24 protein-coding genes and 3 tRNA genes are annotated in these 22,209 nt (G+C 63.2%); 16 read left to right on the forward strand and 11 right to left on the reverse strand.

Translation table 11 applies throughout. The features are described from left to right. Window positions 1–10 precede the first annotated feature (10 nt). The 8 genes from P3T21_RS30240 (at window position 11) to P3T21_RS30275 (ending at window position 5,724) form a co-directional block, all read left to right on the forward strand. The gene (locus P3T21_RS30240; RefSeq protein WP_429259618.1) at window positions 11–1,114 is read left to right on the forward strand and encodes a DUF2817 domain-containing protein; all 1,104 of its coding nucleotides are present in this window, start codon (window positions 11–13) and stop codon (window positions 1,112–1,114) included. Window positions 1,115–1,441: 327 nt separating this feature from the next. Further along, a complete protein-coding gene (gene map / locus P3T21_RS30245; protein WP_429259619.1) occupies window positions 1,442–2,227 on the forward strand; it encodes a type I methionyl aminopeptidase in 786 nt (261 codons plus the stop codon). Window positions 2,228–2,346: 119 nt separating this feature from the next. Next, window positions 2,347–2,880 (forward strand): GNAT family N-acetyltransferase, encoded by a 534-nt coding sequence (locus P3T21_RS30250; protein WP_429259620.1) that lies wholly within the window; start codon window positions 2,347–2,349, stop codon window positions 2,878–2,880. Then, a complete protein-coding gene (locus tag P3T21_RS30255) occupies window positions 2,877–3,071 on the forward strand; it encodes a hypothetical protein (protein ID WP_429259621.1) in 195 nt (64 codons plus the stop codon). The genes P3T21_RS30250 and P3T21_RS30255 overlap by 4 nt, the downstream gene beginning before the upstream one ends. Beyond that, entirely contained in the window at window positions 3,043–3,870 is an 828-nt protein-coding gene (minC, locus tag P3T21_RS30260; protein ID WP_429259622.1) for a septum site-determining protein MinC, read from the forward strand. The genes P3T21_RS30255 and minC overlap by 29 nt, the downstream gene beginning before the upstream one ends. Window positions 3,871–3,973: 103 nt before the next feature. After that, window positions 3,974–4,789 (forward strand): septum site-determining protein MinD, encoded by an 816-nt coding sequence (gene minD / locus P3T21_RS30265; RefSeq protein WP_429259623.1) that lies wholly within the window; start codon window positions 3,974–3,976, stop codon window positions 4,787–4,789. A 14-nt stretch (window positions 4,790–4,803) separates the two neighbouring features. Next, window positions 4,804–5,058, forward strand: a complete 255-nt coding sequence (gene minE, locus P3T21_RS30270) for a cell division topological specificity factor MinE (protein ID WP_228874964.1) — start codon at window positions 4,804–4,806, stop codon at window positions 5,056–5,058. A gap of 354 nt (window positions 5,059–5,412) precedes the next feature. Then, the gene (locus tag P3T21_RS30275) at window positions 5,413–5,724 is read left to right on the forward strand and encodes a YXWGXW repeat-containing protein (RefSeq protein WP_429259624.1); all 312 of its coding nucleotides are present in this window, start codon (window positions 5,413–5,415) and stop codon (window positions 5,722–5,724) included. 246 nt (window positions 5,725–5,970) lie between these two features. Here P3T21_RS30275 and P3T21_RS30280 read toward each other — a convergent pair whose 3' ends face one another. Further along, window positions 5,971–7,362 carry a chloride channel protein gene (locus P3T21_RS30280; RefSeq protein ID WP_429259625.1) on the reverse strand — a complete coding sequence of 464 codons (1,392 nt, stop codon included), beginning with the start codon at window positions 7,360–7,362 and terminating at the stop codon, window positions 5,971–5,973. Window positions 7,363–7,562: 200 nt separating this feature from the next. On the opposite strand from P3T21_RS30280, the gene waaC reads away from it, so the two are divergent. Further along, window positions 7,563–8,567 (forward strand): lipopolysaccharide heptosyltransferase I, encoded by a 1,005-nt coding sequence (gene waaC, locus P3T21_RS30285; protein WP_429259626.1) that lies wholly within the window; start codon window positions 7,563–7,565, stop codon window positions 8,565–8,567. Between the two features lie 311 nt (window positions 8,568–8,878). After that, window positions 8,879–9,010 (forward strand): hypothetical protein, encoded by a 132-nt coding sequence (locus tag P3T21_RS30290; RefSeq protein WP_429259627.1) that lies wholly within the window; start codon window positions 8,879–8,881, stop codon window positions 9,008–9,010. A gap of 91 nt (window positions 9,011–9,101) precedes the next feature. On the opposite strand, the gene P3T21_RS30295 is transcribed toward P3T21_RS30290, so the two are convergent. The 8 genes from P3T21_RS30295 to rph all read right to left on the reverse strand — a co-directional run bounded on the left by P3T21_RS30295 (window position 9,102) and on the right by rph (window position 15,785). After that, entirely contained in the window at window positions 9,102–9,281 is a 180-nt protein-coding gene (locus P3T21_RS30295; RefSeq protein ID WP_429259628.1) for a hypothetical protein, read from the reverse strand. A gap of 218 nt (window positions 9,282–9,499) precedes the next feature. Beyond that, window positions 9,500–10,807, reverse strand: coding sequence for an MFS transporter (locus P3T21_RS30300; RefSeq protein ID WP_429259629.1), 1,308 nt, complete (start codon window positions 10,805–10,807; stop codon window positions 9,500–9,502). 419 nt (window positions 10,808–11,226) lie between these two features. Continuing rightward, window positions 11,227–11,697: an energy transducer TonB family protein gene (locus tag P3T21_RS30305; protein WP_429259669.1), complete on the reverse strand. Its 471-nt coding sequence runs from the start codon at window positions 11,695–11,697 to the stop codon at window positions 11,227–11,229. 672 nt (window positions 11,698–12,369) lie between these two features. Then, complete coding sequence (locus tag P3T21_RS30310; RefSeq protein ID WP_429259630.1) at window positions 12,370–12,843, reverse strand: hypothetical protein; 474 nt, start codon at window positions 12,841–12,843, stop codon at window positions 12,370–12,372. Between the two features lie 172 nt (window positions 12,844–13,015). Beyond that, window positions 13,016–13,105: transfer RNA gene (locus P3T21_RS30315), tRNA-Ser, on the reverse strand. A 55-nt stretch (window positions 13,106–13,160) separates the two neighbouring features. Continuing rightward, complete coding sequence (hemW, locus tag P3T21_RS30320; RefSeq protein ID WP_429259670.1) at window positions 13,161–14,360, reverse strand: radical SAM family heme chaperone HemW; 1,200 nt, start codon at window positions 14,358–14,360, stop codon at window positions 13,161–13,163. Between the two features lie 50 nt (window positions 14,361–14,410). Beyond that, window positions 14,411–15,052 (reverse strand): RdgB/HAM1 family non-canonical purine NTP pyrophosphatase, encoded by a 642-nt coding sequence (rdgB, locus tag P3T21_RS30325; RefSeq protein ID WP_429259631.1) that lies wholly within the window; start codon window positions 15,050–15,052, stop codon window positions 14,411–14,413. After that, entirely contained in the window at window positions 15,045–15,785 is a 741-nt protein-coding gene (rph, locus tag P3T21_RS30330; RefSeq protein WP_429259632.1) for a ribonuclease PH, read from the reverse strand. Before rph ends, rdgB begins: the two co-directional genes overlap by 8 nt. A 237-nt stretch (window positions 15,786–16,022) precedes the next feature. Between rph and P3T21_RS30335 the strand changes: the two genes are divergently transcribed. From P3T21_RS30335 to P3T21_RS30355, 5 genes are all read left to right on the forward strand, one after another. Continuing rightward, a complete protein-coding gene (locus P3T21_RS30335; protein ID WP_429259671.1) occupies window positions 16,023–16,946 on the forward strand; it encodes a YicC/YloC family endoribonuclease in 924 nt (307 codons plus the stop codon). 7 nt (window positions 16,947–16,953) lie between these two features. Beyond that, window positions 16,954–17,637, forward strand: a complete 684-nt coding sequence (gmk, locus tag P3T21_RS30340) for a guanylate kinase (RefSeq protein WP_429259633.1) — start codon at window positions 16,954–16,956, stop codon at window positions 17,635–17,637. A 59-nt stretch (window positions 17,638–17,696) separates the two neighbouring features. Continuing rightward, a complete protein-coding gene (gene rpoZ / locus P3T21_RS30345; protein WP_429259634.1) occupies window positions 17,697–17,900 on the forward strand; it encodes a DNA-directed RNA polymerase subunit omega in 204 nt (67 codons plus the stop codon). Window positions 17,901–17,992: 92 nt separating this feature from the next. Then, window positions 17,993–20,374 carry a RelA/SpoT family protein gene (locus P3T21_RS30350; RefSeq protein ID WP_429259635.1) on the forward strand — a complete coding sequence of 794 codons (2,382 nt, stop codon included), beginning with the start codon at window positions 17,993–17,995 and terminating at the stop codon, window positions 20,372–20,374. Window positions 20,375–20,564: 190 nt separating this feature from the next. Beyond that, the gene (locus P3T21_RS30355) at window positions 20,565–21,056 is read left to right on the forward strand and encodes a phage protein NinX family protein (RefSeq protein WP_429259636.1); all 492 of its coding nucleotides are present in this window, start codon (window positions 20,565–20,567) and stop codon (window positions 21,054–21,056) included. 116 nt (window positions 21,057–21,172) lie between these two features. Here P3T21_RS30355 and P3T21_RS30360 read toward each other — a convergent pair. After that, window positions 21,173–21,249 (reverse strand) — tRNA-Arg (locus P3T21_RS30360). A 130-nt stretch (window positions 21,250–21,379) separates the two neighbouring features. Continuing rightward, window positions 21,380–21,456, reverse strand: a tRNA-Arg gene (locus P3T21_RS30365). A gap of 116 nt (window positions 21,457–21,572) precedes the next feature. Between P3T21_RS30365 and greB the strand changes: the two genes are divergently transcribed. After that, window positions 21,573–22,142 (forward strand): transcription elongation factor GreB, encoded by a 570-nt coding sequence (greB, locus tag P3T21_RS30370; protein WP_429259637.1) that lies wholly within the window; start codon window positions 21,573–21,575, stop codon window positions 22,140–22,142. The last annotated feature ends 67 nt before the right edge of the window (window positions 22,143–22,209 follow it).

Here is a 22,209-nt window from a genome sequence, read left to right on the forward strand (position 1 = left end):
AGGATCTGCCATGGCCTCCGCTTTCATCGAAACCCCCAGTTACGCTGACCAGCGCCAGCGCTTCGCGCAGGCGGTGGCCGACGCGGGTGGCGAACGCATCGAATATCCGCATCCGTTGAAGGGTCCGCGCGGCGAAGCGCTCGCCACCGATGTCGCGCTGCTCGGCGAGCGCAATGCGCCGAAGCGGCTGGTCGCGATTTCGGGCACGCATGGCATCGAGGGCTATTACGGCTCCGAATGCCAGATCCGCCTGCTGCACGATCGGCGCGGCCGCGAACTGCCGAAGGACGTATCGGTCGTGCTCGTGCACCTTGTCAATCCGTGGGGCACGGCGTGGATGCGTCGCGTGAACGAAGACAACGTCGACGTGAACCGCAACTACGTGAACTTCGACGCCGCGCTGCCGGCGAACGCCGCGTACGAGACGCTGCATGAAATCTATCTGGCCAGAGACCTCGACGGTCCGGGGCGTCGCGCTGCCGACGAGTTGTTCGCCACGCACGCCCGGAACCTCGGCCATACGCCGATGATGAACATCGTCGAAGCCGGGCAGTACGTGCACAGCAACGGTCTCTTCTTCGGCGGCAAGACGGCCACGTGGACCAACCGCACGGTGCGCGCGATCATGAAGGAACACGTCGCGGGCGCGCGCACGGCGATGAGTTTCGATCTGCACACGGGCGCGGGTCCGTTCGGCTATCCGCTGCTGATGACGATCGCGGAGCGCAGCTATCCGGCGCACGAAACGGCGCAATCGATCTACGGCCCGTGGCTGCACACGATCATCACAGCCGCGGACGCCACGTCTGACACCGGCATTGCGGCGACCGCGACCGGCTACACGTCGCAGGCGCTGCTCGACCAGCTCGCCGATGTGCATCTGATGCAGTTCGTCATCGAATGCGGGACGTACGACGGTCACGTCGGGCATGCGATCCTGCGCGACGATCACTGGCTGCATCTGCACGGCGATCCGCTCGACGCGACAGGCCGGAAGATCAAGGCCGCGATGCTCGAACATTTCTATCCCGCCGATGCGGACTGGCGTGAACTGACTGGACTGCGCACGCAGCAGGTGTGGCGGCGCGCGCTGGAGGCGCTCGCGCAGATGTAAGCGCTCTGATGGTCGCCAGACACATGAGCGTGAATCGCGTTGAAACGCGTTTCAAACGAACGCATCGAGACGCACGCCGGGTAAATAGTTCGAATGCCTGATTGATGCGGATTTAACGTGCTCGAAATGCGCGGTGTGATTATTCACGCCGTGCCCTTGCCGCATGCGCGATTCGCATCCTCTGTACAATTGTCCGATCGACAACCTGGGCGGCGGCGTTTTCAGGTCAGGTCTGCCGGTTGCTACGGCGCGGGCGAACGCGCGGTGCAACGCGCAGGTTCATGACGTGTCCGCTGCCCCGCATTGAACGGAACGCGTACTCACGATATGGCCATCACCTACAAGACTCCCGACGATATTGCCCGGCTGCGCATTTCTGGCCGTCTCGCGGCGGACGTCCTTGCGATGATCGGCGAACACGTGAAGCCTGGCGTGTCGACGGATCATCTCGACGCGCTGTGCAACGACTTCATCGTCAATACGCTGAAGGTGATTCCGGCGAACATCGGCTATATGGGTTTTCCGAAGACGGTCTGCACGTCGGTGAATTCGGTGGTGTGCCACGGCATTCCCGATCGCGGCGAAGTGCTGAAAGACGGCGACATCATCAACATCGACGTCGCCATCATCAAGGACGGCTATTTCGGCGACACGAGCCGCATGTACTGCGTGGGCGAGCCGAGCCCCGTCGCGCGCGAACTGATCGACACGACGTACGAATCGATGATTGCCGGTATTCGTCAGGTGAAGCCGGGCGCGACGCTTGGTGATGTCGGCCACGCGATTCAGCAGACGGCGCAGAAGAAGGGCTTCTCGATCGTGCGCGACTACTGCGGGCACGGCATCGGCAAGGTGTACCACGAGGACCCGCAGGTGCTGCACTACGGCCAGGCGGGGCAGGGCATGCGTCTGAAGCCGGGCATGGTGTTCACGATCGAGCCGATGGTCAACGCCGGGCGCGCCGGCACGACCGTCATGCGCGACGGCTGGACCGTGGTCACGAAGGACCGCTCGCTGTCGGCGCAATGGGAGCATATGGTCGCCGTCACGGACGAAGGGTTCGAGCTGCTGACGCCGTGGCCGGACGGCACCGGCGCCTACGAAGCGCCCTGAGCTGCCATGGGCCGCCTGGATCTGGGTGGCCTGTCGTGCGCGTCGCGAAAATAAGGATTTGACTCGCGCGCCGGTTCGGTTAAAGCTACGCGTTAGCGCTCCAAGGGGTATTCGTCTGCATGAGTCCGTCACTGACCGTTCGCCGTATTGCTGCCGACCAGGGCGCCGTTCTCCGCGAGCTTCGCACGGCGTCGCTGCGCGAAGCACCCTACGCATTTGGCGAAACGCTCGAAGACGCGCTCTCTGCCGACGCCACCACTTTCGACAGCACGGCTGTCCATCACTCCTGCTCCGACGAGGCCACCTCGTTCATTCTCTATACGGAAGGTCATCCGGCCGGTCTGATCGGCGCATGTTTCGAGGAATCGGCGCTGCACCGCGCCTTCGTCAACGAGTTGTGGGTGGCGCCCGCGGTGCGGCATCTGCGCGGCGGCGAACTGCTCGTGAACACGGCGAGCGAATGGCTGGGAGCCCAGGGCGCGAAGGAAATCTACGCGTGGGTCGCCGATGCCAACCGCACGGCAATGCGCTTTTACGAGCGTCTGGGTTTCGGTCCGACCGGCGAGCACACGCGCATCGCACGCACGGCGGACGCATGGGAAACCCTGCTGGTGCGTCACGTGCCGCCGCCAGCGGAGCCCTCAGTTCCATGATGCATCCGGTGGTGCTGCCGGGCGCCGCCGTTCAGGCTTTATCCCCGTCGCCGCGGCGTTCGCTGCGTCTGATTTTTCTTCCGTCTCGCGTCCTTTATTGCCAAAAAACCTGGCTGTGCGCGTGGACGCCTGTAAAATACGCAAAATTTTTTACCGAACGCTATGCCGCCCAGGAAATCGCCTTTTTTTGAACTGCGCAGTGGTTCTGTCGACACGTTGCTGTTCGTGGTCAAGACAACCGACCTCGACGCAATCCGTGCCGAGCTGACCCGGCGCTTCGAGGCGACCCCGGAATTCTTCGCCAACGATACCGTCGCGATCGACGTGCGCCGGCTCGCCGCCGACGAACGCGTGCCGCTCGCCGATATCGCGCAACTGCTCGATAGCGTGCGCATGCGCCCGGTCGGCATCGTCGCGGATGCTGCGCAGCAGTCGTGGGCGACCGAAGCCGGCTTGCCGTTCCTCGAAGCGCGCGACCGTCGCGGTGCGAAAGCCAACGACGGCGAAGCAGGCGACGAAGCAGGCGACAGCGCCGGCCCATCGGAACCCGCGCAAGGCAACGCGCAGGCGCAGGCAAGTCTGGCGCTGGATGCTGCGAGCAATGCAGCTTCCGCTGAAACGCAACCCGCCGAACCGGTGCGCGTGGCGACGTCGGCGCAGACGCTGGTGATCGAAAAGCCGTTGCGCTCGGGCCAGCGGATCTACGCGAAGGGCGATCTGGTCGTGCTCGGCCTCGTGAGCTACGGCGCGGAAGTGATCGCCGAAGGCAACATCCATATCTATGCGCCGTTGCGCGGCCGTGCGCTCGCCGGCGTGCAGGGCAATCACGACGCGCGCATTTTCTGCACGTGTCTGGAGCCGGAACTCATCTCGATCGCGGGCATCTATCGAACGACCGAGAACCCGCTTCCCGCGGACGTGTTGGGCAAGGCGGTGCAGATCCGGCTCGACGAAGAAAAGCTGATGATCGAACCGCTGCGGCTCACCTGACGATCGAACGTGTGCGCCGGGTTTCGATCGCGCACCGTCGACCAGGCTGCCGCCGGACTTACACAAGAATCTGAACGAATTTGACGGACACAAGGTAAGGGTTATGGCAAAAATCATTGTGGTGACTTCGGGCAAGGGTGGCGTGGGCAAGACGACCACGAGCGCGAGTTTTGCGTCTGCCCTCGCGTTGCGTGGCAGCAAGACGGCCGTGATCGACTTCGACGTCGGCCTGCGTAACCTCGACCTGATCATGGGCTGCGAGCGCCGCGTGGTGTACGACCTGATCAACGTGATCCAGGGCGAAGCGAACCTGAACCAGGCGCTCATCAAGGACAAGAAGTGCGAGCACCTGTTCATCCTGCCGGCCTCGCAGACGCGCGACAAGGACGCGCTGACGATGGAAGGCGTCGAGAAGATCATCAACGATCTGATCGCGATGGACTTCGATTACATCGTCTGCGATTCGCCGGCCGGTATCGAATCGGGCGCGCTGCTCGCGATGCACTTCGCCGATGAAGCGCTGATCGTCACCAACCCGGAAGTGTCGTCGGTGCGCGACTCGGATCGTATTCTCGGCATCCTGTCGTCGAAGACGAAGCGCGCGATCGAAGGCAAGGAGGCGATCAAGGAGCATCTGCTCATCACCCGTTACAACCCGAAGCGCGTGAGCGAAGGCGAAATGCTGTCGCTGACCGACATCCAGGAAATCCTGCGCATCGACCTGATCGGCGTGATTCCGGAATCGGAAGCTGTGCTGCATGCGTCGAACCAGGGTTTGCCGGCGGTGCACCTCGATGGCACCGACGTGGCTGAAGCCTATAAGGACGTAGTCTCGCGTTTCCTCGGCGAACAGAAGTCGCTTCGCTTTACCGATTACCAGAAGCCGGGCCTGCTGCAGCGCCTCTTCGGCACCAAGTAAGGGGAGCGCACGTTATGTCCATTCTCAAGTTTTTGCTGGGCGAGAAAAAGCGATCGGCTTCGGTCGCGAAGGAACGCCTGCAGCTGATCATCGCGCACGAGCGCGCCGGGGGCCACGCGCCCGCGGATTATCTGCCAGCGTTGCAACGTGAACTTGTCGCGGTGATCTCGAAGTACGTCAAGATCTCGGATGACGATATCCGCGTGAGCCTCGAGCGTCAGGACGATCTCGAAGTGCTCGAAGTGAAGATCGAGATTCCGCAGGCCTGATCGTCGGGTTGGTGTTGCGTTGCAGGCGGCCCGGCGTTCGGGCCTCGCTGCAGGATTGTTCTTCCATGTTGCGCGCGCCCGTCTGCTGACTGGGCTGCGCGTAGCGTGTCAAATGGCGTCTGGCGTTGCTGCCTGCTGGCTGTCCAGGGGTTATGTCCGCCGGTTCCGTTTTGCTGTCGATATCGCGACGCGCGCGCGTGCTCCCGTTCGTCGGCGCGAACGTTTTCGTCATCAAGGTCGAAATATCCCGTTGCACTTCAGGCATCGCTGTAACACTGGCGTTGTCAGCGAAGTGCGCACCTCACGCATTGAACGGATATCGCCGTCATCGGCACTTTCGTCCAGAGGTGAACCATGAAAATGTCCCTTCGTCTTCTCGTCGCACAGGCTGCGCTCGTCGCGGCTGGCGCATGCACGGTCATGGCGGCTTCCGCTGCGGAGGTCGCTATTTATGCGCCGTCCGCGCCGCCCGCGGTGCGCTACGAGCCGGTGCCGGAACCGCGCCCGGGCTACGTCTGGGATCACGGACACTGGCGCTGGGAGCGCGGCCACTACGTGTGGATAGCAGGTCACTGGCAGCCTGAGCGCGTGGGCCATCACTGGGTGCCCGGCCACTGGGTCGCGCATGGTCCGAACTGGCGCTGGATCGAAGGGCGCTGGGCGTAATCCGGTGCGCGTTCGATGCATCGATGCCTCGGCGCGCCAATGCGTCAATACACGGCCGTTCTCACAAATATGAAGCGCGACGGCGACGGGCGGGCTGCGTCCAGAGGGCGCGGACGTTGCCCGCCTCCCACAGGAGCATCCAATGAAAAAAAGACTCATCGCCGTGGCGCTGCTTGCGCTCACGCTGGCCGGCTGCATCGTTGTACCTGAGCATCCGGCCTACTACCGACCGGCCCGCGTCGTCATTTATTGACGCGTGGCATCCGCCGACGGCTCGCCCGCTTCGTCTTCGACGATGACTTCCGGCACTTCGGGAATCGGCGCGGGCGTCGGCTGCGGCAGCGGCGCCATGTAGCGCTGCGCGAGCGTCTCATACAGCGGCGGAGCGAAAAGGCGTGACACGCGGCTCGAAATCAGCGCCGTCGCCATCAACGAAATCACGAGTGCGTGGCCGTTGATCATCTCCATCACGATCACGAAGGCCGTAATCGGCGACTGCGTGACCGCCGCCAGATAGCCGACCATCGCGAGCGCGATCAGCATCTGCAGTTCCATGCTGCCGAACACCCTATGCAGCACATTGCCGAAGCCCGCGCCGATCGACAGCGACGGCGCGAAGATACCGCCCGGAATGCCCGGCAGATACGAGCCGACCATCGAGATCATTTTCAGAAGCGGATAGAACATCGACAGATGTTCGGTGCCGTCCAGCAAGCCGCGTGCTTCGGCGTAACCGCTGCCGAACGTTGTTCCGCCGGAAATCAGGCCGACGACCGCGATCACGAGCCCGCAGACCGCCGCAAACGCCACCGGCCGCTCGCCGTGCAGCGCGCGCAGCGGCGCGGGAATCCAGCGCCCGGTGTTGAGCAGCAGCCAGCAGAAGACGCCGCCCGCGATGCCGGTGACGATCGCGGTCAGCACTACGGCGACAGCGAGCAGATCCGGGAAATGCGCGCCGATCTGGATCGTGCCGAAATAGGTGTAGTTGCCGTTCAGGCCGAGCGCGATCACGCCCGCAATGATGATCGCGGTAATCAGCACACCGCTCGCACGCGCCTCGAAGCTGCGCGTGAGTTCTTCGATGGCGAAGACGATACCGGCGAGCGGCGTATTGAACGCCGCCGACAGGCCCGCCGCCGCACCGGCCAGCACGAGTTGCCGTTCGATATGCGCGTTCGAGCGCGGATAGAGGCGCCGCAGGTTGAACATGAGGGCCGCGCCGACCTGGACGGTCGGGCCTTCACGCCCGATCGTCAAGCCGCCGAGAATCGCGAGAAACGACACGGCGATCTTGCCCGCCAGGATCCGGAAGGTGAGCAGACGCGAGCCGGTTTCGCTGGTGTTCGTATGCAGCGTGGCGATGACCTGCGGGATCCCGCTGCCTTCAGCGCCGCGGAAGAACCTGCGCGTGAGCCAGACGGACAGCGCGGCGACAGCGGGCGTCACGATCAGCGGAAGCCACGCATGCGCGTGCTGCATCGTGTTGAACGCCGCATAACCCCAGTCGATGAGCCGTGCGTAGAGCACCGCGATCAGGCCGACCGCGATCGCGCCGAGCCAGAAAATACCGAACTGGCGCCACAGACGTTTTGCGCGTCGCACAACGTTTGAAGTCAGGGGAGGCAATGCCCGGGACATGGCGGTCTGTGGAGGCAAAGACTGGATTATAGCGGCGCACTATTCGCGCAGATTGAGCGCGCCGGAGCGGCTTCCTGGCCGCAAACGGTGACGACGGGTTACAGCGATCGGCGCGTCGGCCACGAGTTCCGTAGAATGCACGTTTTGTACGGTGGAATCGGCCTAAAATCTCGATTCCCGATAAAAGTGACGAATTTCACATGAAGCGCATCCTGATCGTCAAGGTCACCTCGCTCGGCGACATTATCGAGGCGCAACCCGTCGTCGCCGACATCAAACGGGCTTTTCCAGGCATCAAGGTCGACTGGGCCGCGGATGAGATGTTTGCCGATGTCGCGCGCTGGAATACAGGCCTCGACCGCGTGCTGTGCGCGCCGTTGCGACGCTTCAAGAAGGCGCGCAGCCTGGCGGATTTCCGCTCGATTGCGGCCTCGATCGCCGAGTTGCGGGCCGAGCGTTACGACGTCGTGATCGACATTCACGGTGTCTACAAGAGCGCGATCATCGCGTTTCTGACGCGCTCGTCGCGCCGTTTGGGGTATCGGTCGCACGATCTCGGTGAGCGCGGTGCCGCGTTTGCGTACACGGGCCGTCTTGCACCGCGCCTCGCAGGGAACGCGTGGCACGGCATGCGGGTCAGCGTAAGCGAAGCGCTCGGCTATCCGCTCGAAGGGCCGCCGGTTTTCAATCTACGGGTGCCGTCCGGTTCGACATTGCCGCCCGCCGGCGTCGCGCCCCTCGCCATGCTGTTTCACGCAACCTCGAAGGACGACAAGAAGTTGCCCGCGACGCACTGGGCAGCCATCGCGCGCGAGGTGATAAGCCGTGGCTACGAGGTCGCGCTGCCGTGGGGATCGGCCGCCGAGCGCATCGAAGCCAGCGAGATCGCTGCGCTGGTGCCCGAAGCGTCGTTGCTGCCGCCGCTGGGCGTCACCGAAATCGCGCAGATGATCGATCGTGCTGCGCTTGTCGTCGGCGTCGATACCGGCTTCGTCCATCTCGCGCATGCGCTGCAGAAACGCACCATCATGATTTTTGTCGCGACCTCGCCGGAGCTCTTCGGCATCGAGTCACCGTTCCGGTCGATCACCATCGGCGACGGCCGGAGCGTGCCGCCGGTCGAAGAAGTGTTGCGCGCGATCGAGTACGTGCATACCGAACCGGGCGCAGCCGCGGCTGGCGATGCGAGCGTGGCGACCGCCTGAACGACGCGCCAGGCGTGATGAAAATGCGGCGGCAAGCAGGCGGTAAGCAGGCGGCAAGCAGGCTGATCCTGGGCTGAAAACCGCCGCGATCATTACATGCCTGTTAAAACTGTCGCGCTTTTGCAAAGGCCGCGCGGGCTTCGCGCCCGCGCAGCCCTGCTGGCGTTAGGCCAGCGCCTTCCACGGTCCCGGAGCGTGTAACACGGCGCTCATCTCCCCTTACAAATTGCAACGGTTGCGCGGGTCGCCGTCGTGTTCAATCAAGTCATTCGAGATGGCTCGAATAACTACTGACTCGATGGGAGAACGATGTGAAACGCTTGACGCTGACTTTGATCGCGGGCGCGTTCCTGGCTGCTGCTCTGGGCGGATGCATTGTCGTGCCGGCGGGCGGCTACTACGGTGGTGGCTACCACCACGGCGGCGGCTACTACTACCGTTGACGGGACGCGTCGACCTGCGCGGCTGTGCCGTGTTGTCGATGCGAGTGGGGGGAAGTCGCGCATCTGCTTCGGCAGATTGCGCGACTTTTTTTCAGGCGAGCAGCATTTCGAACGCAATGACCGCGGCGATGGCGGCCAGGTTCGCAGCGATAGCTTCAACGACGATACCCTTCCACGTCGCTGGCCTGAAACGGACTGCCAGCAGCAGCGCGCCGAGCAGCGCGAGCGCAATGATCATGACGACGTCTGCATTGTGCAGGTGAATATTCATCGTCGACTCCTATGGGCATCCCGGATGGAAGACGCGTCTGGCCGTGGCTACGCTCCGATTCCAGACTTTGATTCAGGGCTGTGATTCGGGCGCGGTGAGACGAGTATATGCAGGTCAAAAACCCGTGCAAAGGCAGGGAAAGCGCGACCTGAATCACGGTCGGCTTTCCCTGCCGGTGCAGACCATCCCGACGCTTGTCGCGGCGGCCTGCGCGGCGCTTACATCAACTCGGTATGACGCGTCTCGCGCATGCACAGCACGCCGAGCAGGCTGACCGCGGCGGCGATCGATACGTACGCGCCGACCCACGACAGCCCGCCGTGCGCGGCGAGCACCTGCGCGATGTACGGCGCGACCGACGCGCCGAGGATGCCGCCCAGGTTATAGGACACACCCGCGCCGGTGTAGCGCACGTTAGTCGGAAACAGCTCGGGCAGCAGCGCGCCCATCGGCGCGAACGTGACGCCCATCAGGAACAGCTCGATGACGAGGAACAGCAGCACGAGCGGCATCGATCCACTGCCGAGCAGCGGTGCCATCGTGAATCCCGACAGGATCGCCGCGATGATGCCGACGATCAGCACCGGCTTGCGGCCGAAGCGGTCGGCGGCCCAGGCGGACAGCGGCGTCGCGAGCGCCATGAACACGACGGCGATACACAGCATGCCAAGGAACGTCGGACGCGGAATGTGCAGCACCGAGACGCCGTACGAGAGGGAGAACGTCGTCGCGTTGTAGAACAGCGTGTAGCACACCACCATCGCCAGCGCGCCGAGCAAGGTGGGCATCCAGTGCTGCGACAGCAGCGTCGCGATTGGCACGCGTACGCGTTCCTTGCGTTCGATCGCCGCGCGGAACGCCGGCGTCTCCGCGATCTTCAGGCGCACATACAGGCCAAGTGCAACCAGCACGGCGCTGACGAGGAACGGCACGCGCCAGCCCCAGCTACGGAACTGCTCGTCGGAGAGCGACAGCGCAAGGCCGAAGAACAGGCCGTTCGACGCGAGGAAGCCGATCGATGGCCCAAGCTGCGGGAACATGCCGAACCAGCCGCGTTTGCCGGGCGGCGCGTTTTCGGTGGCGAGGAGCGCAGCGCCACCCCATTCGCCGCCAAGGCCGATACCTTGCCCGAAGCGCAGGATGCACAGCAGGATCGGCGCGAGGCTGCCGATCGAATCGTAGCCGGGCACAAAGCCGATAAGCGTCGTCGACAGACCCATCACGAGGAGCGACCCAACCAGCGTCGATTTGCGGCCGATGCGGTCGCCGAAGTGGCCGAACAGAAACGAGCCGATCGGCCGCGCGACGAACGCGATGCCGAACGTGACGAACGCCGACAGCGCCTGCGCCGTCGCCGAGCCGTGTGGGAAGAACACCGGGCCGATGACAAGCGCGGCGGCCGTCGCGTAGACGTAGAAGTCGTAGAACTCGATGGCGGTGCCGATAAAGCTCGCGAAGATCACTCGCGAGGTGCTGTTCTTTCCGGCCACGTCGGGCGGGGTCGCGGAAAGCGGTGAGGTGGACATGCAGGGTCTCCAGTTGAGTTGTCGTGACCCGGTCGCGTGCGCGAAACGCATTCGGCGCGTCGATGGCGCAGAGCCGGGCTGGGTCTTTGTTTGAAATCAGTGCGGGCCGCGAACGTAAAGCGTCCGACGGTCGCGCGGCACGTTGCATGACGTTGCATATGCAACGATGCGCGAGCTTGCTTCGCCACGTGAGCGCCGGTGCGTAACGCGGCGGCACCTGTGGCGATGCAGTCCGGACGGTCGCGCGAGTCGCGCGGCGACGCCACGGTCAGGCTTTCAGGCGCAGGCGGATGGACATGCGGCGAAAGCGGTGCCGGAGGGCTCCGGCAGGGCGTATCCGAAAATTATAACGAGCAGGCGCGTCACGCGGCAACCGGACGCAGCAAGGCGACTGAAAGGCGCGGTTTCAATCGATCGTTTCAATTGATCGTCTGCGCCTGTGGCGAGGCGAAGGTGCGCAGCTGGAATTTGCCGTCGTCGTTGAAAAGCCAGTCTTCCATCAGTTCGAGATGGCCGCGACTATCGAGCAGTTTCGCCGGCGGCTGCGGCAGCGGCGACGCACGACGCAGCGTCGCGAGTGCGGTGCCTTCGGCTTCGTCGTCGCCGTTCGTGCGATAGACCGACGAGGCAACCAGCCGGCCATCCCGGTCGACGACAAACGACACGACGACGAGTGAGCGCAGCATCGCCTGCGGCGTGCCGCGCAGCACATACGACGGATTGCGCTCGATGATGCGCTGCGCGACGGAACTGCGGTACTGGTCGAGCGTGACGCTGTTAATGGCGGCAGGCGGGATGAACGTCGTCGGCCCTGGTGGTGCCGGTGGCGTGATGGTGCAGGCGGCCGTGCTGGCAAGAAAGGTCCATGCGGCGATGCGCGCGAATGGCATGAGCCGGATACGACAGTGCATCCAGTGGTGAGTGCGGATGGGCATCGCAGGGTCAAGCGCGAACGCTTGTGAGCAGGACGTGTTTTTATCCTAGCGCATATGTGGGGGTTTTCAATTGGCGTTGGCCCTGCTTTTGGAGTGGCCATGACGGCAGTAAAAAACTGGCCGGACCATCAGGCGTTGCGCTTGACCAGGCGTGTTATCGCGAGCTATTGTTTTACTCATAAATGGGTTGCGACTACGCGGCCGGCGTCTGGCTCCAGAGGCTACGTTGGGGCCTTTCGCTTTTCTAGGGGAACACTTTCAGCCCATGTCCAATCGCGACGTTGCCGCGCGGCCTGCGTGCTCGCAGTCAACCAAAGGACCGGTAAGCAAGAGAGTCTGCTTCGACTCACCCAGATCCGAATAGCCCGGTCCGGTTCGCATGTTTAGCGTAAAGCGCGCAAAGGTTTCCAACGTGCCAGGAGCGACATTGCTTGTCGATCGCGACCCGTTCCAGATTCGTTGCCGCCCTACGGGATAGAAACTTCCTGAGCGTTCCGACGACGTAGGGAAAATTCCAGCGACGTGTACAACGAAGCCGAGACGGCCATCACCAGATCTTTACGTGAGCGGAGCGGCAGCATCGACGATTCAAGGGCGAGCCTTGGCGTGATGATGGGCTAGCTGGCGCTAACTCTGATTTCTGAGCACGAGCAGCAAATACACCCACGCAACCCCCACCACAAGAGGCAGGAAGTTCCATACCGTCAAAAATGGTGCCCATCGATGCGTCGGCAGCGCCCAACCGATGACGCCCGGTCCGTCGTAGGCCGCGGGCGCGTTCGCGTTCCACCAGGAGAGGAGGCGGTCAACAGCTATCGCTGAGGCGATCAAGCTAAGCAAAGAGATAACGGCGACGCCCAAACCTGTAAAACAAATGGCTTCGACGATCTGGATGTTCTCCCAAGGCTTTCCGTCTTTGGGCGCCATGCCGCCGAAGCCGGCGAAGAGAAACCCTTCGAAGGCCGTCAACCAGCCTATACGATTATTCAAGACGGTATTCTCATGCTCAAGTAACTTGCGTACGTCCTCCGCTAGTTCACGCGCTTTCGCTCGCTCGTTTAGGCGTTCGGGGGCGTCCGGCGCTTGATTGATCGCGTCCATGGGTGGCGTGCCTCCTCGATGAACCACGTGGATCGAATGTTCAGGAGTTTGCCACTGTCATGACTGGTCGAACGCGTGCTACCGCTCATTTAATTGTGGGCGGAACGATGGCGGGTTCTTTGGCGGGTAGAAACGACAAACGGGCCGACAGGCCTGTGTTCACTGAGTCTCTTGGCGGAGGCGGTGAGATTCGAACTCACGGAAGGATTGCTCCTTCGCCGGTTTTCAAGACCGGTGCCTTAAACCGCTCGGCCACACCTCCAAGCCGCGAATTGTAACCCGAAATCGCCGCGCGACGCGACCACTGGCGCTGGCAATCAGCGTCCGTCCTTGAGAAACAGTGCCTGCAGATCGTTGAGAAAATTCTGCCCGCGTGCGGTCGGCGCAATCTTCTCGTGGTCGCGGACAATCAACCCGCGCTTCTCCGCTTCCTGCAGTGCCGGCTCAATCGACGTCATCGACATTCCCGTGCGTTCGATGAACCGGTGCACCGGAAACCCTTCCACCAGGCGCAGCGCATTCAGCATGAATTCGAACGGCAGATCGTGCGGTCCGACTTCGTTTTCTTCCTGCACCGGCGCGCCGGCTTTCGCCTGCTCGATGAACGTCGTCGGATGCTTGTAGCGCGCCTGACGGAGGATGCGGTTCGGGAACGACAGCTTCGTATGCGCGCCCGCGCCGATGCCGAGATAGTCGCCGAAACGCCAGTAGTTCAGGTTGTGTTTGCTCTGCCGATGCGGCTTCGCATACGCCGACACTTCGTAGCGCTCGTAACCGGCAGCCGCCGTGCGCTCGTGAATCCAGTCCTGCATGTCGGCGGACTGGTCGTCGTCGGGCAGCGGCGGCGGAAACTTCGCGAACAGCGTGTTCGGCTCCAGCGTCAGGTGGTACAGCGACAGGTGCGGCGGCGCGAACGACAGCGCCGTTTCGATATCCGCCTGGCATTCGGCGAGCGTCTGCTTCGGCAGCGCGAACATCAGGTCGAGATTGAAATTGTCGAACGTGGTTGCGGCGACTTCGACCGCGGCGCGCGCCTGCGTCGAGTCGTGGATACGGCCGAGCGCCTTCAGATGCGCTTCGTTGAAACTCTGGATACCGACCGACAGCCGGTTCACGCCGCTCGCCCGAAACTGTGCGAACTTCGCGGCTTCGAATGTGCCGGGGTTCGCTTCGAGCGTGATCTCCGCGTCGGCGTCGAGCGGCAGCAGCGCGCGCACGTCCGACAGCAGCCGGTCGAGCCCGGCCGCCGATAGCAGGCTCGGCGTACCGCCGCCGATGAACACCGTGTGCACCTGACGTCCCCAGACAAGCGGCAACGCCAGTTCGAGATCGGTGCGCAACGCGTCGAGATAATCGTTTTCCGGGAAGGCATCGCCTTTCCACTCGTGCGAGTTGAAATCGCAATAGGGACACTTGCGCACGCACCACGGGAAATGCACGTACAGCGCGAGCGGCGGCAACGACGTCAAACGGATGCCGCCTGGCGCGGTGAAGGCCTTGACGACGTTGACGCCCATGCCGCCGATTCCCGCGCCCGCGCCGCCCGCGCCCGAATTAGACGCGGCGCTCACGCAGCCTCCGACAGACGCGTTAGCAGCTGCCGCAACGCGATCGCGCGATGGCTCGTCGCGTTTTTCACCGACGGTTCCAGTTCGGCGGCACTCGCATCCAGCGACGGCAAAAAGAAGTACGGGTCGTAACCGAAGCCGTTCGCACCGCGCGGCGCACCGAGCACTTCGCCATGCCAGCGGCCTTCGGCGATCAGCGGTTCCGGATCGTCGGCGTGACGCACGAGCGCCAGCACGCAGTAGTAGTACGCGCGGCGGTCCGGTTCATTCGCGAGCTGTTCGACGAGGCGCGCATTGTTCGCCGCATCGCTTTTCTCGCCGCCGGCAAGCTGCGCGTAACGTGCCGAATACACGCCCGGCGCGCCCCGCAGTGCAACGACGCACAGGCCGGAATCATCCGCCAGCGCGGGCAGGCCGGTGATCTTCGACGCATGACGCGCCTTCGTCAGCGCGTTTTCGACGAACGTCGGATGCGGCTCTTCCGTTTCCGGCACGTTGAGCCTGCCCTGCGGGATCAGTTCGATCCCGACGGTCTCGAACAGCGCCGCGAATTCACGCAGCTTGCCCGCATTGTTCGACGCAAGCACGACCTGCTTCAACGACGAAGCAATCGTGCCGCCGATTGTGTTGCGTTCACTCACCCTTCGACTCCAGCGCTGCCTTCTGCTTCGCGATCAACGTTTCGATGCCGCTTTGCGCGAGATCGAGCAGCGCATTCATTTCATCGCGCGAAAACGGCACGCCTTCGGCCGTACCCTGAAGCTCGACGAAGCCGCCTTCGCCCGTCATCACGACGTTCATGTCGGTGTCGCACTGCGAGTCTTCGTCGTAGTCGAGATCGAGCACCGGCAGGCCGTCGAACACACCGACCGAAATTGCGGCGACGTAATCCGTAATCGGCGACGATTCGATGCGGCCGGTTGCGAGCAGTTTCGCGACGGCATCGTGCGCGGCCACGAACGCGCCGGTGATGCTCGCCGTGCGCGTGCCGCCGTCGGCCTGGATCACGTCGCAATCGATATGCAGTGTGCGCGCGCCGAGCTTTTCCAGATCGAACACCGAGCGCAGCGCACGGCCGATCAGGCGCTGGATTTCCTGCGTGCGGCCCGTCTGCTTGCCGCGGGCGGCTTCGCGGTCGCTGCGCGTGTGCGTCGCGCGCGGCAGCATGCCGTATTCCGCCGTGAGCCAGCCCTGGCCGCGGTCGCGCAGGAAGCCCGGCACCGTTTCCGCGATGCTTGCCGTACAGATCACCTTCGTGTCGCCGAATTCGACCAGCACGGAGCCTTCTGCATGCTTCGTGTAATGACGCGTGATGCGCACGTCGCGCAGCTGGTCGGCGGGGCGGCCGCTGGGACGTTTCGTGGAGTTTGTCATTGTCTGGAACCGGGGAAAGGAGAAGAGGAGGGCAAACTGCGATTTTACCGCCGATCGGTGCGGCGGGCCCGGTCGCCTGCGTGGCGCACCGGTGAAGCATGGGCGAGGCGTAAGCGCTAAAGATGGGATAATGCGCGTTCTTCGCCCCGCGTCTCGTACACGCCGGGCGGCTCGAATCCTCAGGTCCTTCTGCTGGCGTGCGCGCTGGCACGATGGCCGCCCTTCGCGAGACGAATGATGATCTACAGCATGACTGGCTATGCGAGCGCCACACGCGAACTCGCAGCGGCTTCAGGCACAGGCGGCGTGAGCGTCTCGGTCGAACTGCGCACCGTCAATTCGCGCTTCCTCGACCTCAACTTCCGCATGCCGGAAGACGTACGCGTCTGCGAACCGACGCTGCGCGAAATGCTGATGAACAAGCTGTCGCGCGGCAAGGTCGATATCCGTATCAACCTGCAGCGCAGCGAACAGTCGGCGAACGCGGGCTCCGTGAGCCGCGAGACGCTCGACCAGCTCGCGCTGCTCGAACGCGCGGTGCTGAGCGTGTTCCCGGAAGCCGGCCGCCTGCGTACCGGCGAAATCCTGCGCTGGCCGGGCGTGCTCGCGGAAAGCGGCGTGGCGCCGGAAACGCTGCGCGACGCGGTGCTCGCGTGCGGCAAGCAGGCCATTGCCGACCTGATCGACGTACGCGCCCGCGAAGGCGCGCAGCTCGCGACGATGCTGCTCGCGAACGTCACCGAAATGGAAACGATCGTCACGAAGATCACGCCGCTCGTGCCGGAACTGATCACGAAGCATCAGCAGAAGATCGTCGAGCGTCTGCAGGAAGCGCTCGGTATCGCGGCGCCGGATACAGCGGCGACAATCGTCTCGCGCGAGGAAATCGCGGAACGTATCCGTCAGGAAGTCACGATTTACGGCATCCGCATCGACATCGCGGAAGAGCTGACGCGTCTCACCGCGCATCTGAACGAAACGCGTCATGTGATCGAGAAGGGCGGCAAGGTCGGCAAGCGCCTCGACTTCATGATGCAGGAACTGAATCGCGAAGCGAACACGCTCGGTTCGAAGGCGGCTGCGAAGGAGCTCGCCGATTCGTCGATGACGCTGAAGCTCCTCATCGAGCAGATGCGCGAACAAGTACAAAACCTGGAGTAACACGCCCATGACTGGCCAGACACGTGAAGGCAACGCGCCGCGCAACCCCTACGCCGGTGCTTATCCGGGCAACCTGTTCATGGTCGTGGCGCCGTCGGGCGCGGGCAAATCGACGCTCGTGAACGCGCTGCTCGCGAAAGATCCGGTGATCCGTCTGTCGATTTCATACACGACGCGGCCGCCGCGTCCGAAGGAACAGGACGGCCAGCACTACCACTTCACGACGGTCGACGATTTCCTCTCGCGTCACGCGCAGGGCGAGTTTCTCGAAAGCGCGGAAGTGCACGGCAACTACTATGCGACCTCGCGCGTGTGGATCGAGGAGCAGATGAAGAACGGCCACGACGTGCTGCTCGAAATCGACTGGCAGGGCGCGCAGCAGGTGAAGAAGCAGTTCCACAATGCTGTGGAAATTTTCATCCTGCCGCCGTCGCTCGATGCACTTGAAGAGCGCCTGAAAAAGCGTGGCCAGGACGAACCGAACGTGATTACGCGGCGTCTGCTTGCAGCCGGTAGCGAGATGGCGCACGCGGCCGAAGCCGAGTACGTGGTGATCAACGAGAACTTCGATCGTGCGCTGGCGGACCTGCAATGTCTCGTCGCGGCAACGCGTTCACGCTTCGCTTCGCAGTACGCGCGCCACACGCAACTTTTTGTGCAGCTCGGCATCCATCTGCCGCACGGTGGCTGACGGCGGGGTTTCCGGCACATAAGGTAGAATAAGCAACATACTGAGAAGGAATTTCCAACATGGCCCGCATTACCGTCGAAGACTGTCTGAAACAGATCCCGAACCGTTTCGAACTGGCGCTTGCCGCAACCTATCGCGCGCGTCAGCTCGCACAAGGCCACACGCCGAAGATCGAAAGCCGCGACAAGCCTACCGTTGTCGCGCTGCGTGAAATCGCGGCGGGTCACGTCGGCGTCGAAATGCTGAAGAAGGTGCCGACCTAAGGCACGCTTCGTCCGTTTTCGATTGTCATGTAATTGAATCAACGCGTGCAGACCGGCTTGTCGCCAGCACGTATTCCGAAACGGAGGCGAACATGAGTACGACCCCATCGCCCACCGCTTCGGAAGCGGAGCACGATTCCCACGACAACGCCCACGAAGGTGATTCGCCTTCGACTGCACGCCGCTACATCGACGCGGTCCTCGAACAGTCGTTTCGCCATCTGTTCGGGCCGACCGCCACGCCGGAGCAGCCGCGCCGGCACGACGTCGTTTCGATCTCGAAGCTGACGTCGGCGCTCGCCGAATACATCACGCCGGAAGAAATCAAGGACGTCAAGGCGGCCTTTCATTTCAGCGACGAGGCCCACCTTGGCCAGTATCGTCAGAGCGGCGAACCCTACATTACGCATCCTGTCGCCGTCGCGGAAATCTGCGCCGGCTGGAAGCTCGACGCCCAGTCGATCATGGCGGCGCTGCTGCATGACGTGATGGAAGATCAGGGCGTGACCAAGGCGGAACTCGCCGAGCGCTTCGGCGCGAAGGTTGCGGAACTGGTCGACGGGTTGTCGAAACTGGACAAGATGGAGTTCCGCAATCGCGAGGAAGCGCAGGCGGAAAACTTCCGCAAGATGCTGCTCGCGATGGCGCGCGACGTGCGCGTGATTCTCGTCAAGCTTGCAGACCGCCTGCACAACATGCGCACGCTGGGTGCGGTGCCGCATGAAAAGCGTCGTCGCGTGGCGCGCGAAACGCTCGATATCTATGCGCCGATCGCGCACCGGCTGGGTCTGAACAATACGTATCGCGAGCTTCAGGATCTAAGCTTCGCGAACTTCAACCCGCATCGGTACGCGACGCTCGAAAAAGCGGTGAAGGCAGCGCGCGGCAACCGTCGCGAAGTGGTCGGCAAGATTCTGGAATCGGTGCAGCGCGCGATCGCCGACGCGAAGCTCGACGCCGAAGTCACCGGCCGCGAAAAAACCATCTTCAGCATCTACAAGAAGATGCGCGACAAGCAACTGTCGTTCTCGCAGGTGCTCGACGTGTACGGCTTCCGCGTGGTCGTCGATAGCGCGCTCGAGTGCTACACCTGCATCGGCGCGCTGCATGCGCTCTACAAGCCGGTGCCGGGCAAGTTCAAGGATTACATCGCGATTCCGAAGGTCAACGGCTATCAGTCGCTGCACACCACGCTCGTCGGCCCGTTCGGCGCGCCGATCGAGTTCCAGGTGCGCACGCGCAAAATGCACGAGATCGCCGAAGCGGGCGTCGCCGCGCACTGGCTGTACAAGAACGGCAGCGCGGATCTGAACGACGTCCAGAAGCGCGCGCATCAGTGGCTCAAGTCGCTGCTGGATATTCAAAGCGAAGCCGGCGATTCGAGCGAATTCCTCGAACACGTGAAGATCGATCTGTTCCCGGATGCGGTTTACGTGTTCACGCCGAAGTCGAAGATCATGGCGTTGCCGCGCGGCGCCACGGCACTCGACTTCGCGTATTCGATCCACAGCGACCTGGGCAACCAGTGCGTCGCAGTGAAGATCAACAATGAGCTGTTGCCGCTGCGTACCGAGCTGAAGAGCGGCGATATCGTCGAAGTGATTACCGCGCCGTATTCGAAGCCGAATCCGGCGTGGCTCGGTTTCGTGCGAACGGGCAAGGCGCGTTCGGCGATCCGTCACTATCTGAAGACGATGCGGTTGAACGAGTCGGTGCAACTCGGTGAGCGCCTCGTCGATCAGGCGCTGAAGGGCTATGGCTTCGCGCTGTCGGACGTGACGCCGGAAGTCTGGGAAAGGCTCGTGCTGTGGACGGGCAACAAGAACCGTCAGGAAATTTTCGCGGACATCGGCCTCGGTCGGCGCGTTGCGGCAGTGATGGCGAAGCGCATCGAAGTGCTGATGAGCGGCCGCGACGCCGACGACGACAGCCCGCGTCACGAATCCACCGGCTCGCATGCGCCGCCGGTCGTGATCACCGGCACGGAAGGGATGTCGGTGCAACTGTCCGCATGCTGCCGTCCGATTCCGGGCGACGACATCATGGGCTACATCGGCATCGGCCTCGGCATGGCGATCCACACCACGGATTGCCGCGTTGCGCAACGTATTCACCGCCGCGATCCGGGCCGCTGGATCGACGTCGCGTGGGCGCCGCAGCCGGGTCGCCTCTTCGACGTCGCGATCAAGGTGCTCGTGAAGAACACGAAGGGCGTGTTCGCCCGCGTCGCCGCCGATATCACGTCCGCCGACGCCAACATCGTCCACATCGCGATGGACGAAGATCTGTCGCAGGAATCCACGGTGCTGCGCTTCGTGATCCAGGTCAGCGACCGCGTGCATCTCGCTAACGTCATGCGCCGCGTGCGCACGAATCCGGACGTGATGCGCATCGCGCGCGAACGGCCGAGCGAGGAAGGCCATCATCGTCATGACGGCGGCATGCGGATCGATCGCGAGCGCGCCGACTACTGACGGCCGTGCAACGTACCCGCGGAACGCACCCGCGGCCGCGATACGCGAGGCGCGGGTACGGCAAATGCGTCTTTCCACGCATTGGATGCCCCGATCGTTATCCGAGATTGGCTTGCGCCACGTTGCGCTGCGGCGTGGGGCTTTCCGCGGGAGCGGCGATCGTCTCATTTCTCACCCGGAGTGAAACCCGATGAATGTTGCTGATCTGACCGATGTCGCGCTCGATTACTGGGTGGCGCGCAGCCTCCACGACTTCGTCCGCGAAATCCACTTCACCGACAGCGGCCGCACGGTCGCGATTCGCGGCACCGATCGTGGACGCCCGTGGGACGGCCGCTTCACGCCGTCGACGTCGTGGGAAGCCGCGGCTGTCGTTCTCGAGCGGGCCCAGCGGCTGGAACTGAAGGAGGAGCGTGCGCACGGCGTCGACGCGCATTGCGTCGCCGAATTCGCGGGCGGACACCGGACGGTGGAAGGGCGTGGCGAGTCGCTACGCGTGGCGCTGCTGCGGGCGTTCGTCGCGAGCCGCTTCGGCGACACCGTGGACGGCATCTTGCGGCAGTCGCAGGCTCTGGTCGGCGTGCGGGCGGAGGCGATCGGCGAGCAGTCGGCGCCACCGTCGGTCGAGGACGTCCCGACGCCCAATGGCCGCATCGGCGATATCCAGTCGGCGCCGAGGTAATTTCTGCGGGGTGCGCAGAGCGTAGCCGTCGACCATCGGCGCCCCGGCAACACGCCGGCGACACATCACGCAGCACAAAAGATAAAGGGCCTTCCATCTGGAAGGCCCTTTATGGGTGGTGCGGCTGGCAGGATTCGAACCCACGACCCCTTGGTTCGTAGCCAAGTACTCTATCCAACTGAGCTACAGCCGCACGCGAAACAGGTCATGCTGGAAATCTGACGCTTCGCCAGATCGTTTCGCCAGCTCGTTTTACCAGGTCAATACCCGGTGAAACGCCGGTGAAACAAAAAGGCCTTCCCGGAGGAAGGCCCTCGAACAAGTGGTGCGGCTGGCAGGATTCGAACCCACGACCCCTTGGTTCGTAGCCAAGTACTCTATCCAACTGAGCTACAGCCGCACGCAGAAACGAGATTATAGCAAAGCCTCAAAAAAAGGGAAGCCACAAACGCCAATTTGTCTCATTATCCTTGTTATGTACCCTTGATGGACGGGCCTTAGCCGCTTCGAAGCACCATGAACAAAGCCTTTGTGAAAGAGTCGACTGACGATCAGGACGACGACGCCGATGTCGCTCAGCCCGAGATTCCCGCGGGCGCGAAGAACTACATCACGCCTGCCGGTTACCACCGGCTGCGTGACGAACTGCTGCATCTGATCGATGAGGCGCGTCCGGAGGTCGTGAAGCTGGTGTCGTGGGCGGCATCGAACGGCGATCGCTCGGAGAACGGCGATTACATCTACGGCAAGCGGCGTCTGCGCGAAATCGACCGGCGTATCCGCTTCCTGACCAGGCGTCTCGATCTGGCGGAAGTGGTCGACAGCAGCCGGCAGGAGAACGTCGATCAGGTGTTCTTCGGCGCGACCGTCGACTATGCGACCGAGGACGGCGAGACGCACACCCTGACGATTGTAGGCGTCGATGAGGTCAATCTGGATATTGGGCACGTCAGCTGGGTCTCGCCCATTGCGCGCGCCCTGCTGAAGGCTCGGATCGGCGATCAGGTCACGCTCCACACGCCCGCCGGGCCGCAGCCGATCGATGTGCTGGACGTTCACTACCCGCCGCCGGACGGGGCGTCGTAAGTCACTACGGTCAGGATCTCCATGCCGTTGCCGTACGCTCGCCTTCGTCGTCCGCGAGCCGGGGCAT

Origin of the sequence: Paraburkholderia sp. GAS334 (assembly GCF_050436625.1) — a bacterium.
In the GTDB taxonomy this organism is placed as follows: domain Bacteria; phylum Pseudomonadota; class Gammaproteobacteria; order Burkholderiales; family Burkholderiaceae; genus Paraburkholderia.

What these genes read in the sequence shown, in the direction of transcription:
- P3T21_RS30300 (WP_429259629.1), bottom strand. Translation starts at nt 10,807, where the DNA reads ATGTCCACCTCACCGCTTTCCGCGACCCCGCCCGACGTGGCCGGAAAG.
- gmk (WP_429259633.1), top strand. Translation starts at nt 16,954, where the DNA reads ATGACTGGCCAGACACGTGAAGGCAACGCGCCGCGCAACCCCTACGCC.
- P3T21_RS30295 (WP_429259628.1), bottom strand. Translation starts at nt 9,281, where the DNA reads ATGAATATTCACCTGCACAATGCAGACGTCGTCATGATCATTGCGCTC.
- hemW (WP_429259670.1), bottom strand. Translation starts at nt 14,360, where the DNA reads ATGGGCGTCAACGTCGTCAAGGCCTTCACCGCGCCAGGCGGCATCCGT.
- P3T21_RS30280 (WP_429259625.1), bottom strand. Translation starts at nt 7,362, where the DNA reads ATGTCCCGGGCATTGCCTCCCCTGACTTCAAACGTTGTGCGACGCGCA.
- greB (WP_429259637.1), top strand. Translation starts at nt 21,573, where the DNA reads ATGAACAAAGCCTTTGTGAAAGAGTCGACTGACGATCAGGACGACGAC.
- minC (WP_429259622.1), top strand. Translation starts at nt 3,043, where the DNA reads ATGCCGCCCAGGAAATCGCCTTTTTTTGAACTGCGCAGTGGTTCTGTC.
- P3T21_RS30305 (WP_429259669.1), bottom strand. Translation starts at nt 11,697, where the DNA reads ATGCCATTCGCGCGCATCGCCGCATGGACCTTTCTTGCCAGCACGGCC.
- P3T21_RS30275 (WP_429259624.1), top strand. Translation starts at nt 5,413, where the DNA reads ATGAAAATGTCCCTTCGTCTTCTCGTCGCACAGGCTGCGCTCGTCGCG.
- P3T21_RS30350 (WP_429259635.1), top strand. Translation starts at nt 17,993, where the DNA reads ATGAGTACGACCCCATCGCCCACCGCTTCGGAAGCGGAGCACGATTCC.
- P3T21_RS30355 (WP_429259636.1), top strand. Translation starts at nt 20,565, where the DNA reads ATGAATGTTGCTGATCTGACCGATGTCGCGCTCGATTACTGGGTGGCG.
- P3T21_RS30310 (WP_429259630.1), bottom strand. Translation starts at nt 12,843, where the DNA reads ATGGACGCGATCAATCAAGCGCCGGACGCCCCCGAACGCCTAAACGAG.
- waaC (WP_429259626.1), top strand. Translation starts at nt 7,563, where the DNA reads ATGAAGCGCATCCTGATCGTCAAGGTCACCTCGCTCGGCGACATTATC.
- rpoZ (WP_429259634.1), top strand. Translation starts at nt 17,697, where the DNA reads ATGGCCCGCATTACCGTCGAAGACTGTCTGAAACAGATCCCGAACCGT.
- P3T21_RS30250 (WP_429259620.1), top strand. Translation starts at nt 2,347, where the DNA reads ATGAGTCCGTCACTGACCGTTCGCCGTATTGCTGCCGACCAGGGCGCC.
- rph (WP_429259632.1), bottom strand. Translation starts at nt 15,785, where the DNA reads ATGACAAACTCCACGAAACGTCCCAGCGGCCGCCCCGCCGACCAGCTG.
- P3T21_RS30240 (WP_429259618.1), top strand. Translation starts at nt 11, where the DNA reads ATGGCCTCCGCTTTCATCGAAACCCCCAGTTACGCTGACCAGCGCCAG.
- P3T21_RS30335 (WP_429259671.1), top strand. Translation starts at nt 16,023, where the DNA reads ATGATCTACAGCATGACTGGCTATGCGAGCGCCACACGCGAACTCGCA.
- P3T21_RS30255 (WP_429259621.1), top strand. Translation starts at nt 2,877, where the DNA reads ATGATGCATCCGGTGGTGCTGCCGGGCGCCGCCGTTCAGGCTTTATCC.
- minD (WP_429259623.1), top strand. Translation starts at nt 3,974, where the DNA reads ATGGCAAAAATCATTGTGGTGACTTCGGGCAAGGGTGGCGTGGGCAAG.
- map (WP_429259619.1), top strand. Translation starts at nt 1,442, where the DNA reads ATGGCCATCACCTACAAGACTCCCGACGATATTGCCCGGCTGCGCATT.
- minE (WP_228874964.1), top strand. Translation starts at nt 4,804, where the DNA reads ATGTCCATTCTCAAGTTTTTGCTGGGCGAGAAAAAGCGATCGGCTTCG.